At 64.6% G+C, this 16622-nt stretch carries 16 protein-coding genes; 6 read left to right on the top strand and 10 right to left on the bottom strand.

The genetic code is table 11. The features are described 5' to 3' along the window. Window positions 1–11 precede the first annotated feature (11 nt). The 6 genes from QRN11_RS18285 to QRN11_RS18260 all read left to right on the top strand — a co-directional run bounded on the left by QRN11_RS18285 (window position 12) and on the right by QRN11_RS18260 (window position 4426). Complete coding sequence (locus QRN11_RS18285) at window positions 12–1520, top strand: NAD-dependent succinate-semialdehyde dehydrogenase (RefSeq protein ID WP_285313926.1); 1509 nt, start codon at window positions 12–14, stop codon at window positions 1518–1520. Continuing rightward, window positions 1520–2080 carry a cysteine hydrolase family protein gene (locus QRN11_RS18280; RefSeq protein ID WP_285313925.1) on the top strand — a complete coding sequence of 187 codons (561 nt, stop codon included), beginning with the start codon at window positions 1520–1522 and terminating at the stop codon, window positions 2078–2080. Before QRN11_RS18285 ends, QRN11_RS18280 begins: the two co-directional genes overlap by 1 nt. 76 nt (window positions 2081–2156) lie before the next feature. Further along, window positions 2157–2513, top strand: coding sequence for an ArsR/SmtB family transcription factor (locus QRN11_RS18275; RefSeq protein WP_350224006.1), 357 nt, complete (start codon window positions 2157–2159; stop codon window positions 2511–2513). A 25-nt stretch (window positions 2514–2538) separates the two neighbouring features. Further along, window positions 2539–3519, top strand: a complete 981-nt coding sequence (locus tag QRN11_RS18270; RefSeq protein ID WP_285313924.1) for a TIGR03086 family metal-binding protein — start codon at window positions 2539–2541, stop codon at window positions 3517–3519. Between the two features lie 29 nt (window positions 3520–3548). After that, entirely contained in the window at window positions 3549–3887 is a 339-nt protein-coding gene (locus QRN11_RS18265) for a YciI family protein (RefSeq protein WP_285313923.1), read from the top strand. 83 nt (window positions 3888–3970) lie between these two features. After that, complete coding sequence (locus QRN11_RS18260) at window positions 3971–4426, top strand: SRPBCC domain-containing protein (protein WP_285313922.1); 456 nt, start codon at window positions 3971–3973, stop codon at window positions 4424–4426. Window positions 4427–4587: 161 nt separating this feature from the next. On the opposite strand, the gene QRN11_RS18255 is transcribed toward QRN11_RS18260, so the two are convergent. From QRN11_RS18255 to QRN11_RS18210, 10 genes are all read right to left on the bottom strand, one after another. Beyond that, window positions 4588–4830 carry an NfeD C-terminal domain-containing protein gene (locus tag QRN11_RS18255; protein ID WP_285313921.1) on the bottom strand — a complete coding sequence of 81 codons (243 nt, stop codon included), beginning with the start codon at window positions 4828–4830 and terminating at the stop codon, window positions 4588–4590. A 9-nt stretch (window positions 4831–4839) separates the two neighbouring features. Further along, window positions 4840–6273: a flotillin family protein gene (locus QRN11_RS18250; protein WP_285313920.1), complete on the bottom strand. Its 1434-nt coding sequence runs from the start codon at window positions 6271–6273 to the stop codon at window positions 4840–4842. 234 nt (window positions 6274–6507) lie between these two features. Next, complete coding sequence (locus QRN11_RS18245) at window positions 6508–7932, bottom strand: glycoside hydrolase family 32 protein (RefSeq protein ID WP_285313919.1); 1425 nt, start codon at window positions 7930–7932, stop codon at window positions 6508–6510. A 242-nt stretch (window positions 7933–8174) separates the two neighbouring features. Then, on the bottom strand, window positions 8175–9731 hold the full coding sequence (locus tag QRN11_RS18240; protein ID WP_285313918.1) for a glycoside hydrolase family 32 protein: 1557 nt from the start codon (window positions 9729–9731) through the stop codon (window positions 8175–8177). Further along, window positions 9728–10822 carry an ATP-binding cassette domain-containing protein gene (locus QRN11_RS18235; RefSeq protein ID WP_285313917.1) on the bottom strand — a complete coding sequence of 365 codons (1095 nt, stop codon included), beginning with the start codon at window positions 10820–10822 and terminating at the stop codon, window positions 9728–9730. The genes QRN11_RS18240 and QRN11_RS18235 overlap by 4 nt, the downstream gene beginning before the upstream one ends. Continuing rightward, a complete protein-coding gene (locus QRN11_RS18230; RefSeq protein ID WP_091418639.1) occupies window positions 10819–11781 on the bottom strand; it encodes an ABC transporter ATP-binding protein in 963 nt (320 codons plus the stop codon). The genes QRN11_RS18235 and QRN11_RS18230 overlap by 4 nt, the downstream gene beginning before the upstream one ends. Next, window positions 11778–12704 carry an ABC transporter permease gene (locus tag QRN11_RS18225; RefSeq protein WP_142060898.1) on the bottom strand — a complete coding sequence of 309 codons (927 nt, stop codon included), beginning with the start codon at window positions 12702–12704 and terminating at the stop codon, window positions 11778–11780. The genes QRN11_RS18230 and QRN11_RS18225 overlap by 4 nt, the downstream gene beginning before the upstream one ends. An 11-nt stretch (window positions 12705–12715) precedes the next feature. Next, window positions 12716–13693: an ABC transporter permease gene (locus tag QRN11_RS18220; RefSeq protein WP_285313916.1), complete on the bottom strand. Its 978-nt coding sequence runs from the start codon at window positions 13691–13693 to the stop codon at window positions 12716–12718. Between the two features lie 107 nt (window positions 13694–13800). Next, window positions 13801–15471, bottom strand: coding sequence for an ABC transporter substrate-binding protein (locus QRN11_RS18215; protein WP_285313915.1), 1671 nt, complete (start codon window positions 15469–15471; stop codon window positions 13801–13803). Window positions 15472–15549: 78 nt separating this feature from the next. Beyond that, window positions 15550–16620 (bottom strand): LacI family DNA-binding transcriptional regulator, encoded by a 1071-nt coding sequence (locus tag QRN11_RS18210; RefSeq protein WP_285313914.1) that lies wholly within the window; start codon window positions 16618–16620, stop codon window positions 15550–15552. Between the last annotated feature and the right edge of the window lie 2 nt (window positions 16621–16622).

Below are 16622 nucleotides of genomic sequence, written 5' to 3'. Positions count from 1 at the left end.
AGGAGTCGGCTATGGCCGCACACGCGACTTTGACGATTGACCAAGAAGCAAGCCTGCTCGCCTCCGTTCCTACCGGCCTATTGATTGGCGGGCAGTGGCGGGAGGCGTCCGACGGCGGCACGTTTGACGTGCATGATCCCGCCACCGGGGAGGTGCTCGCCACCCTCGCCTCCGCCACCAACGACGATGCTGTCGCCGCCCTCGACGCCGCCGACGCCGTGCAGACGTCCTGGGCGCGGACAGCGCCCCGGGTGCGGGCCGAGATCCTGCGCCGGGCTTTTGACCTGGTCACCGAACGTGCCGAGGACTTCGCCCTGCTGATGACCCTGGAAATGGGCAAGCCCCTGGCCGAAGCCCACGGCGAAGTCACCTACGGGGCCGAGTTCCTGCGCTGGTTCTCCGAGGAAGCCGTCCGCGACTACGGCCGCTACCTCACGACGCCTGAGGGCAAGAACAAGATCCTGGTCCAGCACAAACCGGTCGGCCCGTGCCTGCTCATCACGCCGTGGAACTTCCCGCTGGCGATGGCCACCCGCAAGGTCGCACCGGCCGTCGCGGCCGGCTGCACCATGGTCCTCAAACCCGCGAAACTCACCCCGCTCACCGCCCAGTACTTCGCGCAGACCATGCTTGACGCCGGCCTGCCCGCCGGGGTCCTGAACGTCGTCGCCTCCTCGTCCGCCTCCGGGATCTCCGGGCCGCTGCTCAAGGATTCCCGGCTGCGGAAGGTCTCGTTCACCGGCTCCACCCCGGTCGGCAAGCGGCTGATTGCGGACGCCGCCCAGAACGTGCTCCGGACCTCCATGGAACTCGGCGGCAATGCCCCCTTCATCGTGTTCGAAGACGCAGACCTCGACGCCGCCGTCGAAGGGGCCATGGCCGCCAAAATGCGGAACATGGGCGAAGCCTGCACCGCTGCCAACCGGTTCCTCGTCCACGAATCCGTGGCCCAGGAATTTACGCGGAAGTTTGCCGCCGCGATGCGCGCGCTGGTCACAGGGCGGGGCACTGACCCGGCAGCCCAGGTCGGCCCGCTCATCGACGCCGGCGCACGGGCCGACGTGCACGCCCTCGTGACTGCCGCCGTCGACGCGGGGGCGACCGCCATTACCGGGGGCGCGCCCGTGGATGGGCCGGGCTACTTCTACCAGCCGACCATCCTCAGCGGCGTCCCCAACGACGCCGCGATCCTGGGCCAGGAAATCTTCGGACCCGTCGCGCCGGTCACCACCTTCGCTACAGAGGAGCACGCCATCCGGCTGGCCAACGCCTCCGAATACGGGCTCGCGTCCTACCTCTACAGCCGCGACTTCAACAAGCTGCTTCGGGTGGCCGAACAGATCGAGTTCGGCATGGTCGGCTTCAACGCCGGCGTCATCTCAAACGCCGCCGCACCCTTCGGCGGAGTCAAACAATCCGGCCTGGGACGCGAAGGCGGATCAGAAGGCATCGCCGAATACACCACCACCCAGTACATCGGCATCGCCGACCCCTACGCCGCCCAGGAAGGCAGAAAATAATGAACAGCCCCAAGCCTGAAGCCGCAACCAGCGGAGTAAAGGGCCAGCTGGTTGTCATCGATATGCAGCAGGCCTTCCGTCAACCAGGCGACTGGCACATCCCGCGGTATGACGAGGCGGCGCGAACTATCGCACGCCTTGCAGGCGCAGGATTTCAACCAATAACCACACGGTTCGTCCCGGACCCGGCGGAATTGGGTTCGTGGTCCTCCTATTACAACCGCTGGCCCAGCATGCGCCGGGATCCTGCGGATCCTATCTGGGATCTCGTACTGCCTGGTGTTGACGCCCGCAGTTCTATTGACCTGCCAACGTTCACCAAGTGGGGCGAAGCAATGGCTCAACGAATCCCGGTCGGTGAGGAACTCATCCTTACAGGCGTGGCAACCGACTGCTGCGTCCTGGCTACCGCCCTTGGTGCCGCGGACGCGGGCCGCTACGTAACGGTTGTCGCGGACGCCTGCGCAGGCCAGAGCGACGTCGCACATGAGCAGGCGCTCACCCTCATGCAGCTGCTGTCACCGATGATCAACGTCGTCAAAAGCGAAACCCTGCTTTAGCCCGCGCCTGCCGGGCACTCACGGCGGTCCCTCGTCAACGTGCTCCTCGCAAGGTCCATTCTTGCTTAATACGTTAGTGACCACTAACGTATTAATTGTGTTGGACGCCTTGGAGATTGCAGCTGAGCCCAATCGGCGTCGGCTGCTGCATCTCCTGGCCGGCAAGGAGCAGGCGGTGAGCGACTTGGCTGCACATTTCGACGTCAGCCGCTCCGCCATCTCCCAGCACCTGCTTTTGCTGGAGAAGGCAGGCCTGGTAACGGCGCGCAGGGAAGGGAGGAACAGGTACTACAGGCTCAACCCCCAGGGGATGGGCCGCCTCCGATCACTTGTCGCCCAGTTCTGGACCGATGAACTGGACCTGCTGTCCTCCGACGCCGCAGCCCTCGCTGACCGGCGGGGTAATGCCCAACACGAACAGCCCGATCACTAACAATTATTCTTAGGCGAGGACGCACATGAGTTTCGACAAAACCATCCACCTGCCGGTAACGGCCGATGAAGCGTTCGCGCTGGTGACGGAGCCGGAGCGGCTGAGGCGCTGGCAGACGGTTGCCGCCAGGGTGGATCTCCGGATCGCCGGTGATTTCCGCTGGACAGTCACCCCTGGACACAACGCTGCCGGAACGTTCAAGGAGATTGAGCCGGGCAAGCGCGTCGTCTTCACCTGGGGCTGGGAAGGCGGCGGCGATCTTCCGCCGGGGGCGTCCACGGTGACCATCACCCTGGAACCTGAGGCCAATGGAACCTCCCTGCGGCTGGTGCACGAGGGACTCACCGAGGAGCAGGCCGCATCGCATGCCATGGGATGGAACCACTACCTGGACCGCCTCGTGGCTGAAACCACGTCCGACGGCGGGGCGGGGCCCGACGACTGGGCCTGGGCGCCGGACCCCATCGACTACCTGAGCTCTGCCGATGCAGCGTTGGCCATCCTCCTGGGCGTGCTGCGCAACGTCACCCCAGCCGACTCGGACAAGGCCACTCCCTGTGAGGACTTCAACGTCGCCCAGTTGCTGGACCACCTCGCTGGATCCTTGCAGAACATTGGCCGCGCGCTCGGCGCGGACCCGGCGGACGTCAAGGAGGCCGCCCCCGAAACCCGCATCGCCGAACTCGCGCAGCCCACCGTGGAGGCCTTCACGCGCCGTGGCGTCGAGGGAAATGTGGATATGGGATTTGCGGAACTCCCCGCAACGATGGTTGCCGGGATCCTGAACCTGGAGCTTTTGGTTCATGCCTGGGACTTCGCCACGGCGACCGGACAGCACGTGGCCGTGTCCGACGTCGTCAGCGATTTCGTGACGGAACTGGCGCAGCAGACCATTTCCGAACAGGTGCGTTCGAGCGGTAGTTTCGCGCCGGCGCAGCCGACCGCCGAGACGGCCAGCAGCCTCGAGCGGCTGCTGGCGTTCACCGGCCGCAATGTCACCCTCTGAACCCAACAATCAAGAAAAGAAGGACCATCATGTCCAAGTATGTTTTTGTTTATCACGCACCAATGACCCCGGCCCAAGCAGCACCTCCGGCGCCTGAGGACATGGCAGCAGTGATGGGGGAGTGGAACGCCTGGGCGGGCAAGGTGGGCAATGGCCTGGTGGACTTTGGCACGCCGCTCGCCAATGGAGTCCGCGTGGCGGCTGACGGCTCCACGGCGCCAAGCCAGCGTGAAGTGGCCGGCTACAGCATCATCGAGGCGGACAACCTGGAAGCCGCCGTGCAGCTGGCCAAAGTCCACCCGCACCTCAACATGCCCGGAGGCTGTGAAATCGAAGTCCACGAGGCCCAGCAAATCCCGGGAATGTAGCAGCTGACGTAATCGATACAACCAGGGTGTCCGCCGTCCATCAGCGGCGGATACCCTGTACAACACTGAGAAGGCCGAAGACGATGACACCCAGTCCCGATGGAACCGCCACCACCCTCAGCAAGACCTTCAGCCGTACCACCCAGGTGGCCACCACCATCAATGCCAGTCCTGCCTCCGTCTGGCATGTGCTGACCACCGCCGCGGACTACCCGCGATGGAATTCCACAGTGGTATCGCTGGATGGCGAGATCAAGCCGGGCTCCACGATCCGGCTGGTCTCCACTCTTGATCCGGGCCGCACCTTCAAACTGAAGGTCAAAGAGTTCGAGCCTTCGCGCCGCCTCGCGTGGGGCGACGCGCTCGGTACCCGCGTCTACACGCTCGCTGAAACCAACGGCGGCCAGACCCTCTTCGAGATGAACGAACGCATCGGCGGCCCGGTCTTCCCGCTCTTCGCGAGCAAGATCCCGTCTTTCGAAGCCAGCTTCGAGCAGTTTGCCGTTGACCTGAAAGCGGCAGCCGAAACCGCCAGTTAGGCGCATTCAGCTACGGGAGGGAAGCACAATCCGGTGGAGTGTCAGGCGGCCAGCGCCACCCCACCAGGCTGCGCCTGTAGGCCCTTGGCTGCAGGCGCTGACGGCGATTTACCGCGTGCCCTCCCGCAGTGAGAAGGCGTGCGGTTCGAGCCCCGCAGCGTTCATTCCCCATGCCTCAGCACGTCAGGCAGTTCGTCCACGTACACCGTCTGCGGCGGCTCGAAATAGATCACCAGCACCTCATCACCCACGGCGAAGACGCTGGTCTTGTCGAATGGGTGGGCGTGGAAAGCAATGGTTCCGCCGAGGTACGGCAGCATGACTTCGCCGATGGTGCCGGGCCCGATGCGTCCGGTTACCCGCCCGACCTTCCCGGTCAGGCTCCGGTCAACCTCGCGGTGCACCCAGTGTCCCTAGGCGCCCGGAGCCGGCGGCGTCCGCTTGGGGTCCTTGCCGTTCTTGAGGGCGGAGGCCAGGGCGGGAAGGTAGTCGCCCGCCTGTGCGAGGATCCCGCCGAGCATTTTGTTGACGCCGTCGCCGCCGTTCAGGACGGTCATCTGGCCCACGTGGGAGAACGGCTCGGCGGCTGCGGCGATGATGGCCGGCATGTTCTCGGCGAGCTGCTGCGAAATCACGGCGTCCTGGTTGGTCCCCAAGGCCTCAGCCCGCGCCTTGATGCCGTCTGCCTCGGCCAGCGCCTTTGCTTTGATAGCAGAAGCCGCAGCATCACCTTTGGCCTTGGTTGCCGCGGCTTCCGCTTCGCCGGTGACCTTGGTGGCTCCGGCAGTGGCAGCCGCTGCGGTGGCGTTTGCCTGGGCCAGGAGTTCCGTCCGGCGGGCGTTGGCCTGCGCTTCAAGCTCGGTGCGGCGTGCCAGTGCCTCCGCAGCGCTGATGTCCGCCGCCTTCTTGCCCTCCGCTTCGGTTCGCGTGGCATAGGCTTTTGCATCCGCCGGTTTCCTGACAATCGTCTGGAGCTTCTGCTCTTCCCGGTCCGCCTCAAGCTTGGCCACTTCAGTTTCCTGGACAACCACCTGCTGCCTCGCGGTGGCATCGGCCAGGGGGCCGGCCTGGGCAGCATTAGCCTTGGCGCGCTCCGCGTTCGCCTGCGCTACCGACTGCCTGATGGCCGAAACGCTTTGCGCGTCCGCGATCAGGGCCGCCGCTTCCGCTTCCTTCTCTGCCGCCTCACGGTTACGGGTGGCCTCGGCAATGCGTGCCTCCATCTTCACCTGGGCAATATGCGGTTTCGCGATGTTCTCGATATATCCCGTGGGATCCTGCAGGTCCTTGATCTGCAGCGAATCCACCACAAGCCCAAGTTTTTCCATCTCCACACCGCTGGCGCTCCGGACCTGGGAACCGAGCTTGTCCCGTTCCCGAATTATTTCCTCCATCGTCATGCTGCCAATGATGGAGCGCAGGTGGCCCTCAAACACGTTGTACACTTGGCTTTCCATCTTGGCCTGCTGGCCTAGGAACCGCCGGGCCGCATTGGCGATAAACGGCGGTGCGTCGCCAATCTTGTAAATGACCACGCCCTCCACGATCACCTGGATGCCTTGGGAGGTAACACAGGAGACCTTCAGCTCAGTTTCATTAAGCGTGAGGGACAGGGCCCGCACCGTCTGAAGGCCCGGAAGCACCAGGGCACCCTTGCCCGTGACAATCTTGAAATCCATCCCCGCTCTGGTTTCAAGGGTTCCGCGGGTCAGCCCGGAAATGATCAGGGCTTCGTTGGGCTCAGCCACCTTCCACATCAGCTTTGTCGCCACCCAAATGACGGCGATGGCGAACAGCACCCCCAGAATCGTGGCGAGAAGCGGAAAGAACGCTGAGAAGTCCGGCATGACCAGATCCTTTCAAGGAATGGAACAGGCATTCGCGTAAAGCGTCGAATAACCCAGCCGTCCAACGTTGGAGGTCAAAATGCCCTAACTCCGGCCCGCCGGGCCAGCTGTTGTAGACAGTCTGGTTGCGCCCGGCCAAAGAGTCCAGAGCAGACGTGATATTTGCCTGCGGCAACTGAAGCGGCACGTACATTTGGCAATTGCAGGCACCCTCCCGGACCGTTGGTGCTTGGACTAATGCGTTGCCTTGATTTCGCAAATGGTCAGGTTCCGGAAAGTCGCGGCTCCTTCGTGGCAGTAAAGACGGATTCCGCTGTCGCCCTCCAGCGGGAATACCCGGTGTGACTGCACCACCCGCCCGTCTCCGACAAACATTTCCACGCTCGTGAGGTCCACGAGGATGCGGAGGGTGAGCCGTCCTGCCGAAGGGTCGATCGGGGTCTGCGTTTCGCCGCCGGTGGGATTGATCGTTGGCCGCCTGTTGAGGTAGGCGAAGGGGCCCCGCAGGAAGGCGCCGGCGGCGACGTGCCTGCCGCCGCCCTCTGCGCGGCACAGCTCCAAACCCAGGTTGGCTGGCGCGGAAGCAGGGTCCCACGTGAGCTCGCAGGTCAGGTCGTAGGCGGCTGCGCGGACGTCGAGGTCGCGGGTGCCGCTGACAACTACGTCGCCCAGAAGGTGGGTGCGCTTTACGTAATTTTCAAGCGCGGACGTGGGGGCGGAGACAAGGTGGTATCCACCGTCCGCCTGTTTGAGGCGGAGGTCGCGCACGATCATGTCATCGCCGTTGTAGGCATCCGTCTCAAGCGTCGGCGTGTTGTGGGGGTAGTCCCAGAAGTTCGCCCAGCCGATAGCCCGGCGGAGGGTCTCATCTTCCGCACCCGACGCATCGTGATGTGGATAGGTGACTGCCCCATAAAAGTCGAAGCCGTAGTCGAGCCACTCGGGCTCGGACCGATCGGGCGTGAACGATGCCCCATCGAAAGCACCTGTCCAGTACGCGTACGTTGCGGGCAGGCCGCGGCCTTTGCCGTTGGCGCTCGTGCCGAGGATCCAGTGCGAGCTGCCGTCATCAGCCGTCATGCGGAAGATATCGGGGCATTCCAGCACCCCCAGATCAGTACGCAAGAACTCGCCGACCCGACGCCAGGACCGCAGGTCGGCGGAGGTGTAGAAGCCAAGCTTTTGCCCCTCGGCGTTCACCATGAACCATTGCTGGCGGTCAGCGTCCCAGATCACCTTGGGATCGCGGAAGTCCTGCACTCCGGGGTTCGGGAGTACCGGGGCTGAACCGCCGGCCTGGAACGAGCGTCCGCGGTCGGTCGAGTACCAGAGGTACTGGGCCTGGCGCCCTTCGGGGGCCTGCGTCACGAGGGCGATCACCGCGCCCTCGCCATATCCGGCAGTGTTCTGCTCGTCGACCACAAGGGATCCTGACCAGCAGTCACCGTTGCCGTCGCTGAACTTAGGGATGGCTACGCCGCGGTCAGTGAACACCACGTGGTCGGTGGTCGTCGTGCGGCGCCATGACGTGCCTCCGCCGCCCTGCAGGTAGTCAGCGTTGTACAGGTAGTAGTAGTGATATTCACCGTCCAGGTAGATGGGGCGCTGGGGGTCGTTCTTCCAGTTGTCGGGGACGCTGAAGTGATAGGTGGGGCGCATCCGGCGTGATCCTTTTGACATTGAGCCTTTTGATCCGGAGTCAGGTGAGCTGGTTGGTACGGCCGCGGCGGGTCCGGCGAACGCTGCTGACAGTGCGAGCGATCCGCCGAGTGCCGCCGCCCCGCTTCCAGTGAGGAGTGAACGACGAGAGACCGTGGGTGAATCTTCCATGAGTTCCTTCGTGTTTTTGGGCAGCGTCGATGCTGCTGTGTAAGTGGGTTTTGATGTACTTGCCCCGCGCGTCAGGGGAAGAGGGTCCGGGTACCCTCATGGGTGCTGGCCATGGTCCAGGCGTCGAGGGAGAGTCTCTCTACCGTGCCCTCGGCGGCAAGGCTGACCTGATCCCCGCCCAAGGTGGGGTAGACGCGGGCTGTGAGCGGGACTCCGTTGGCAAAGATTTCGACGGCGGACCGGTCCAGGATGACCCGCAGGTGCACCCGCCCCTCGGGCATGGGAACGGGGCCGGACTTGTCTTCCACATCAACAGTTGGATCGAGGCTGCTTCGCGTGCGGTCCAGGCGGAGCGTGCCACTGGTGGTTCCGTCAGCCGCCCTGCGCAGCTCGATGATCGTTTCCTCGCTGGGGCTGCCGAAGGTGCCCGGTTCCGTGGAGCCCAGGACGCCAAGCCGCAGCAGAGCGCCCGGTGCCAGTTGGAGGTCCAGTTCGAGGTCGAGTTGCTTGCCGGACACGCCGGTTTCCAAGGGCCCTGATGTGCCGGTCAGCACCTGTCCGGGCAAGCTGGTGTGGTCACGGCGCAGCTTCTTGATTTCAGGTACGGGCGCGAAGCGGAGAGTCCCGTCCTCCGCGGCTGTGACGATTCGCGGCAGGCTCATAACCCCTGACCAGCCGGCCTCCACCATCGCGGCGTCGCTGCGGCCTTCCTGCATCCAGCCGAACATGACCCGCCGGCCGGACTCATCCTGGAATGACTGCGGTGCGTAGAAGAAACGGCCTCCGTAGTCGAGGCGGTGCAGCGCCGTGGGCTCGAAGGTATCCCCGGCGTACCGCCCGGTCCAGTACAGCGGGTGGCGGGTGTCGCCGTCGTCCCAGGCGGAGAAGACTAGTACGTCAGGCGAGCCGTCAGAAGGTGCAGACCCCAGCGAACCCTGCCCCGCCCGGAACAGGTCCACGCATTCCCACATGGTCCCCGTCCAGTCAGTATCCGCAGGATCACCTTGTGAGGCATCGCCGATGAACAACGGCCCGATGTAGTCCCACGACCGAAGATCTGGCGACTCGTACAAAAACGCCGTGCCGCCGCGCTGACGAATGCCTGACCCCACCAACTGCCGCCACTTCGTTCCCTCACGCCAGACGCAGTGATCGCGGTAAGCCGTGATGTCTACTCCAACCGGGGGCGCTGCGATCACGGGATTTGCCGGGTCCTTCGTCCAGCTCAACAGGTCCGGGGATCCTACGGCGACGCAGGGCAGCTCCTTGCCCTCGAGTCGCCCCGAGTACACCAGGGTGGGCGTGCCGCCGTCGTTCACCAATACGCCGGACCAACAGCCCTCGGCGTCGGGTCCGGGTGACGGTTCCAAGGCAACCGGCTGGTCCGTCCAGGTGACGAGGTCCGTGCTGGTGGCGTGGCCCCACTGGATGCGGTGGTGGAAAGCGCCCTCCGGGTTGTACTGGTAGAAGAGGTGGTACGTGCCGTTCCATTGGCTGACGCCATTGGGGTCGTTGAGCCAGCCGGCCGGCGACACGAAGTGGAAGCGTGGCCGGAGGGGATCGGCCTCGGCGCGGGCCACCAACTCATCCTGGGGAACGGTGGCGAGCGGATGGGTCGGTCCAGTCATGCGGAGGCCTTTTCTTTGGTGTTCGACGCCGGGAGGTTGGGTTGCGCCGGTTCGCCCGCCAGGGCATGGCCGTCGTTGCCAGCCCACGGCTGGTAGAGGTGGCAGCGCACCCAATGGCGGTTTTCGGGGTCTCCCACCTGATGGCGCACGGGTTCTGCGGCCGAACACGCCTGGTTCGGGTCGCCGTCGTAAGCGCATTGCGTCGAAGCCATCACCGCTTGCCGCAGTTCCGCGCGGCGCACGGGATCGTACGAGCCTGCCCGGGCTGGGTCCGGCACAGCCGAAACCAGCAGTTGGGTGTAGGGGTGCGCGGGGTTTGACAGCAGGTCCAGGGACTCGCCTTCCTCAACGAGTTCCCCGGCAAACATGACCGCCGTCCGGTCCGCCAGGTAGCGGGCGGAAGCGAGGTCGTGGGTGATGTAGAGCATGGAGATGCCCTGCTCGTCGCGGAGTTTGCGCATCAGGTTCAGCACGCCGATCCGGACGGAAACATCGAGCATGGAGGTGGGTTCGTCGGCCAGGATGACTTGCGGTTCAACAGCGAGGGCCCGGGCAATCGCAACGCGCTGGCGCTGGCCGCCGGAGAGCTCGTGCGGATATGAATTCAGCATGTCAGCCTGCAGGCCAACAGTGGTCATCAGTTCTTCGAGCCGCCGCTGGGTCTCCTCTTCGGAACCGCCGCCCTTCCCGTGGATCGCCAACGAACGACGCAGGAAGTGCTCGATCCTGTGGGCCGGGTTCAGGGAACCGAAGGGGTCCTGGAAGACCATCTGCAGTTGCGAGCGGAACGCCCGGGAGGCTTGGAAACGGTCGCGCTTGAGGATGTCGACGCCGTCGATCAGGATCGCGCCGGCGCTCGGCTTCTCGAGCCGGGCAACACAGCGGGCCAGGGTGCTCTTGCCGGAACCGGATTCACCCACGAGCGCCACGATCTCGCCGCGGCCAAGGGTCAGGTCCACACCGTGCAGGGCGCGGACCGACCCGCGGGAGAACAGCCCGCCAATAGGGAAGGATTTGCCCAGGCCACGAATTTCAAGGGCGGGGGCGCTGGCGGTGGAACCGGCCGCGGGGGACGTCAGGGAGTGGCTCATCGTGCGGCTCCTGCCAGGTTTGCGGAATCGATCACTGAAGCGTCGGCACCAACCGGAGCCACGAAGTGGCCGGGAGCCGCCTCGCTGAGGTCCGGGATGTTGCGGAACTTCACGCCGTCGGGCAGCCCTGTCAGCGGAATACGCGGGCCGGTGAGCGGCGGGAACGCACCCATCAGTGCCTGGGTGTAGGGGTGGCGGGGAGTGGCGTATACGTCCTGTGCCTTTGCGGTCTCCACGATCCTGCCGCCGTACATCACGGCCATGCGGTGGGAGAGTTCCACCATGAGGGACATATCGTGCGTGATGAAGAGGACCGAGAACCCGAGCTCGCGCTGGAGTTCCTTGATTTGCGCCATGATCTCCTGCTGCACCACCACGTCCAGCGCGGTGGTGGGTTCGTCCAGGATCAGCAGGGACGGCTTCAGCGCCACGGCCATGGCTATGACAGCCCGTTGGCGCATCCCGCCCGAGAGCTGGTGCGGGTAGGACTTGAGGCGCGCGGGGTCGATCCTCACGAGTTCGAGCAGTTCTCCCGCCCGCCGCAGGGATTCCTTGCGTGAGTAGCCGGCGTGGGTGGTGAAGATGTCCACGATCTGTTCGCCGATGGTCAGCACGGGGTTGAGCGAGTTCATTGCTGACTGGAACACCATGGCCACGTCCTGCCAGCGGAAGCGCCGCAGCTCCTCCGCGCTCATGGCCAGGACGTCCTTGCCGCCGAAGGAAATGCTGCCGCCTGCGATCTTCGCGGGATCCTTCAGGAGCCGCATGATCGAGTTGGCGATGGTGGACTTCCCGCAGCCGGACTCTCCCGCAAGGCCGAACACCTCGCCGGTGCCGATGCTGAAGGAAACGCGGTCGACGGCGGTTGTGGAGCGGGTGTCGCCGATGTACTTGACGGTGAGGTTCTTGACGTCCAGGACGGGCTCGTGGGAGCCGAAGGAGACTTGGGAGATGGTCATTTGGAGGCGCTCCTTTCGGTATTTTTCGGGGTTTTGATCTTCCGGAGCCGGGGGTTGGTGACCTCGTCCACGGCGTAGTTGATCAGCGCGAGCGCGAAGGCGACCAGCGCGATGCAGACACCTGAGGGGATGAAAACCCACCAGCTGCCGGTGAGCAGGGCGCCTTCGTTGCCGGCCCAGAAGAGGTTGTTGCCCCAGGAGACCGTGCTGACATCGCCCAGGCCCAGGAACTCCAGGCCCGCTTGTGCGCCGATGCCGTAGATGACGCAGGCCAGCAGGGTGCCCATCACGATCGAGGCCATGTTGGGCAGGATTTCGCGGAACATGATCCGGCCGGCCCGTTCGCCGGACACCACCGCGGCGGCCACAAAGTCTTTGGAGCGGATGGACAGGGCCTGTGAGCGCAGGACGCGTGCTGAGCCTGCCCAGCCGGTGACGACGAGGACCAGAATGACGGTGCCCAGGCCCGGAGGCAGGAATGCGGCCAGGATGACCAGCAGCGGCAGGCCGGGAAGGAGCAGGAAGACGTTGGTTGCCAGGGACAGTGCTTCGTCGATGAACCTGCCGAAGTACGCTGAGGCAAGGCCCACCAGGATGCCGATGAAGGTGGACGCGAAGCCCACTGTCAGCCCGACGAACAGGGAACTCCGGGAGCCGTGGACGGTCAGTGCGAGGACGTCCTGTCCCTTGGCCGTAGTTCCCAGCCAGTGCTCGGCTGATGGTTCCAGGGAGGCCATGGCGGTGATCCGCGACGGGTCGCCGGGGAAAAGCACCGGTGCCAGCAGGGCCAGTGCGATGAAGACGAGCATCACAGCCATTCCCGTCAGGGCTTTTTTGTTGCTGAGGAGGCCGTGGACGAAGCTGCGGTTGGGCTTGCGGACGGCCGGGGTTTGAGTTGGCTGCTTCAGAAGTGCGGTTGTCATGATTGGTTCCCCTAGTTGCTGCGCACGCGCGGGTCGAGGCGGACGTAGAGGATGTCCACCAGGAAGTTGGCCAGCAGCACGGCGGCGGTAATGGTCAGGAACAGGCCCTGCATGAGGGGGTAGTCGAGGCCCTGGACGGCGTTGAGGAGTTGATAGCCGACGCCGGGGTAGGCGAACACCACCTCGGTGAGCAGCGCACCGCCCACTACGAATCCCAGGCCCATGCCGAAGCTCGTAACCGATGGCAGCATGGCGTTCCGTGCTGCGTAGCGGAGCATGATGCGGCCCGGGCGGAGTCCCTTGGCTTCGGCCATGGTGATGTAGTCCTCGGAGTTGGTGGCGATCATGGTGTTCCGCATGCCCAGCATCCAGCCGCCGACGGAAACCAGCACGATGGTCAGGGCCGGAAGCACCAGGTGGGCGCCGACGTCGCCGATGAACTCCCACGTAAACCCCGGCTCCAAGCCATCGGTGAAGGCGTGGCGGATGGGGAACCAGTTCAGCACCACGCCGAACAGGTACAGGGCACCCATCGCCAGCCAGAAGTACGGGAATGAGCCGATGAACACGAGCAGCGGGGGGAGTGCGGAGTCGACCGCGCCGCCGCGCCGCCAGGCGGCCAGGATGCCCAGCAGGTTACCGGCGACGGCGGCAATCACCAGTGCGGTTCCACCGAGCAGGAGGGTCCAGCCGATCTGGGACGAGATGACCTCGGTGACCGGGGTGGGGAAACGCGAGATGGAGACGCCCATTTGCCCGGTGAAGATGTTGTGAAGGTAATCGGCGTATTGCTCCCAGAGAGGCCGGTCGTCAACGCCGAGCAGCTTGCGCAGGGCCTCGATCTGTTCGGGCTGCATTCTGTCCTGGGAGCGGGCGAACATGCGGGAGACGGGGTCCCCGGGCATGAAGCGCGGGAGCAGGAAATTCAGGGTGATGGATGCCCAGAAGGCGATCAGGTAGAAACCCAGGCGGCGCAGGATGAAGCGCACGGTTTCCCTCCATTCGGGAATTGCGGCGAATTTGGGGCACGCCCGGCGGGGGTTGGCCGCCCGCCGGGCGTGCAGTGTGGGGGTCCGCCCGGGGCGGCCCGCTGCGTTTACTTGCGCGGTTCGAGCGTGGTCAGAACGAGCACTGTGGTGGGCGACTTCACCGAGAGGGTGGCGTAAGGGTTGTCCTCGGTGGGCCAGCCGGTGAAGCGGGTGTCGTTGAAGGCGCCCCATTCCGGGCCGGAGAAGAGCGGCACCAGCGGTGCGGCGTCGTTGTACTCTTCCTGCAGCTTGTTGGCGATGTCCTTCTGCTTGGACTCGTCTGCCTCTGCAGCGAACTCTGCGAGCAGGGCGTCGGCTTGGGGATCGCCGAAGCGGTGGTAGTTGTCGAACGTCTTGGTGCCGACAGGCTTCACGGTGGCGGTGCCCATGGAGGTGCTGAAGTACTTGTACGGGCTGGGGTCGTTGGCGCTCCAGACGATTCCGGAGTCGAAGTCACCGGTTTCGTAGCTGGCAACCACAGCAGCCCAGTCCGGGGACTCCACCTTGACGGTGACCCCGACCTCTGCCAGGTTTTGCGCAATCACGTTGGCTACGGACAGCCAGTCAGAAGAAGTCGCGCCCACGGAGATCTTGAATTCGAAGGGCTTGCCGTCCTTGAGAGTGCGCTTGCCGTCAGCACCCTTCGGGTAGCCCGCCTTGTCCAGCAGCTCGTTGGCTTTTTGGACGTCCAGCTTGGTCCAGGTGCAGTTGTCCTTGACTGCGTTGTTCTTCCAGGTTTCGTAGTTGCCGGAGAGTCCGGTGCAGTCTGCGGGCTTGGCGTAGCCGCTCATGCCGATCTTGGTGACCTGCTCCCGGTCAACAGCCATGCTTAGGGCCTTGCGGACTTCAACATCGTTGAAGGGGGCCTTGGTGGTGTTGAGCTGCCAGTTGATCATGGAGCCCGTGGCCGGGAACCAGTAGTGGCGGTGGTCCTTGTCCTTGGAGATGAACGTCTTTTCGATGTTCGGGATGTACTGCGGGGCCCAGTCCACGTCGCCGTTCGCGGCGGCGAGGTTGGCGCCGTCGTTCCCGGCAAAGGCGAGCATCTTGATGCCTGCGATCTTTTGCTTTTCCGGCTGCCAGTAGTTGGGGTTCTTCTTCAGCACGAAGGACTGGGCCTGGAAACTGTCAACCTCGGTGTAGGGGCCGGTGCCGACGGGCTTGGCGTTGGCGTCCTTTTCCGGATCGGCGAGGGCGGACCAGATGTGCTTGGGCAGGATGCTGAGTTGTCCGACGTCGTGGAGGGCCGGGGACCATGGCTTGTTGAAGTTGAAGGTGACCTTGTTGGTCCCTTCGGCGGCAACGTTGTCCAGGTAGTCGTAACCACCCTTAATCTTCTTCTGGAGCTCGAAGGTGTAGGCGACATCCTCGGCCATGAGGGGCTGGCCGTCGGACCACTTCACGCCGTCCCGGAGGGTGAAGGTGATGGACTTGCCGTCGTCGGCGGCCTTCCACTCTGTGGCGAGCCACGGCACGGTGTCTCCCTTGGCCGGGTTGAAGACCAGCAGCGACTCGTAGATGGACTGCTGGACCATCGGGCTGACGGTGGGCGCGAACGGGTTGAAGTTCTGGACGAACGTGCCCATGTCCTCGCGCGGAATGGTGAGAAATGCGCTGGCGTTCGCTGCGGCGTCGGTGCCGGCAGGCTTGTTGGCTGCACAGCCGGTCAGCAGCAGTGCGCCAACCGCCAGTCCGGCTGCCGTCACGCGGGCAGCCCTCAGGAATCGGGGTTGTGTCATGATGGTTATCTCTTTCCTATCTTCATCAGCAAGGTGAAGGGGTGGGGGAGGGGTTGCTCTTCGCTATTGATTTCGCGGTCAGACCGAAGAGCGTTCTAGCAGCGGACAGCCGACTAATTGCTGGTCGGCAATTATCGGCTGTCCCGCTGTCAGAGCTGCGAGCGTCTGGACTCCCAGGGCGCCCATTTTTTCGAACGGCAACGCAACCGTGGTCAGCTTGGGCCTGAGGTAGGCCGCAATCAGTTCCTGGTTGTCGAAGCCAATCACGGCGATGTCTGCGGGGATGGTCAGGCCCCGTTCCTTGATGGCGTCGTAAGCGCCCATCGCCATGCGGTCGTTGAGGCAGAACAGCGCGGTTGGCCTGTCCTTTTCCGTGTAGCGGTCCAGGATTTGGCACGCGGCCTCGTACCCGCCGTCCGCGGTTGCATGCCCGGGCACTACGAGCTGCGGGTCCAGCGTCAGCCCGGCCTCGGCGAGTGCTTCGCGGGCACCCGCCAAACGGCCGACAGCTGCCGGAATATCCGGGTCCAGGTTGATCACTCCGATCCGGCGGTGGCCGGCCTGGAGCAGTCGTTCGACGGCGACGCGGCCGCCCGCACGCTCGTCGGGGACGATCGAGGGCAGCCTTCCGTCCGCATCGAAGCAGTTGATCAGGACGGTGGGTACTTCACTGGCGCTGTCGGGAACGTGTACGCCCCGGTGGTACGTGGCTGCGTAGAGCAGCCCTTCGACGCGTTGTTCCAGCAGCTTTTCAATGGCGGCATCTTCCAGGCCCTGGTTGGGTCCTACAGCATCGGCCTGGTCGGAGGGCGCGATGAGCAGGAACTTGCGGTCCAGCCAGGCCTGGTCCTGGGCGCCTTTGATGATGTCGACGGCGAACGGTGCCGTCACGATCTCGGTGACGATCCCGTACCAGTCACTGCGCTGGGATGCCAGCGCCCGTGCCCCGGCGTTCGGGCGGTAGCCCAAGGCCTGGACAGCGTCGTTGATCCGGGCGCGGGTCTCCTCGGAGATGCTGGCATTTTCGCGGTTGCTCAGCACGAACGAGACGGCGGTCCGGGAAACGCCGGCGTGTTTGGCGACATCATTCATGGTGACACCCCGCTGCCGTGCAGCCCCGGCAGGGTTCGAGGTGGTGGTCTTCGCCATTG

Origin of the sequence: Pseudarthrobacter sp. fls2-241-R2A-168 (assembly GCF_030209335.1) — a bacterium.
Classification (GTDB): domain Bacteria; phylum Actinomycetota; class Actinomycetes; order Actinomycetales; family Micrococcaceae; genus Arthrobacter.
The sequence above is the reverse complement of the archived record's forward strand: the minus strand, read 5'-3'. Positions and strand labels throughout refer to the sequence as shown.

Excerpts from the sequence above, each read along its gene's own strand:
- QRN11_RS18265 (WP_285313923.1), top strand. The coding sequence starts at position 3,549 with ATGTCCAAGTATGTTTTTGTTTATCACGCACCAATGACCCCGGCCCAA.
- QRN11_RS18250 (WP_285313920.1), bottom strand. The coding sequence starts at position 6,273 with ATGCCGGACTTCTCAGCGTTCTTTCCGCTTCTCGCCACGATTCTGGGG.
- QRN11_RS18230 (WP_091418639.1), bottom strand. The coding sequence starts at position 11,781 with ATGACCATCTCCCAAGTCTCCTTCGGCTCCCACGAGCCCGTCCTGGAC.
- QRN11_RS18210 (WP_285313914.1), bottom strand. The coding sequence starts at position 16,620 with ATGGCGAAGACCACCACCTCGAACCCTGCCGGGGCTGCACGGCAGCGG.
- QRN11_RS18215 (WP_285313915.1), bottom strand. The coding sequence starts at position 15,471 with ATGACACAACCCCGATTCCTGAGGGCTGCCCGCGTGACGGCAGCCGGA.
- QRN11_RS18285 (WP_285313926.1), top strand. The coding sequence starts at position 12 with ATGGCCGCACACGCGACTTTGACGATTGACCAAGAAGCAAGCCTGCTC.
- QRN11_RS18260 (WP_285313922.1), top strand. The coding sequence starts at position 3,971 with ATGACACCCAGTCCCGATGGAACCGCCACCACCCTCAGCAAGACCTTC.
- QRN11_RS18280 (WP_285313925.1), top strand. The coding sequence starts at position 1,520 with ATGAACAGCCCCAAGCCTGAAGCCGCAACCAGCGGAGTAAAGGGCCAG.
- QRN11_RS18225 (WP_142060898.1), bottom strand. The coding sequence starts at position 12,704 with ATGACAACCGCACTTCTGAAGCAGCCAACTCAAACCCCGGCCGTCCGC.
- QRN11_RS18240 (WP_285313918.1), bottom strand. The coding sequence starts at position 9,731 with ATGACTGGACCGACCCATCCGCTCGCCACCGTTCCCCAGGATGAGTTG.
- QRN11_RS18235 (WP_285313917.1), bottom strand. The coding sequence starts at position 10,822 with ATGAGCCACTCCCTGACGTCCCCCGCGGCCGGTTCCACCGCCAGCGCC.
- QRN11_RS18245 (WP_285313919.1), bottom strand. The coding sequence starts at position 7,932 with ATGCGCCCCACCTATCACTTCAGCGTCCCCGACAACTGGAAGAACGAC.
- QRN11_RS18270 (WP_285313924.1), top strand. The coding sequence starts at position 2,539 with ATGAGTTTCGACAAAACCATCCACCTGCCGGTAACGGCCGATGAAGCG.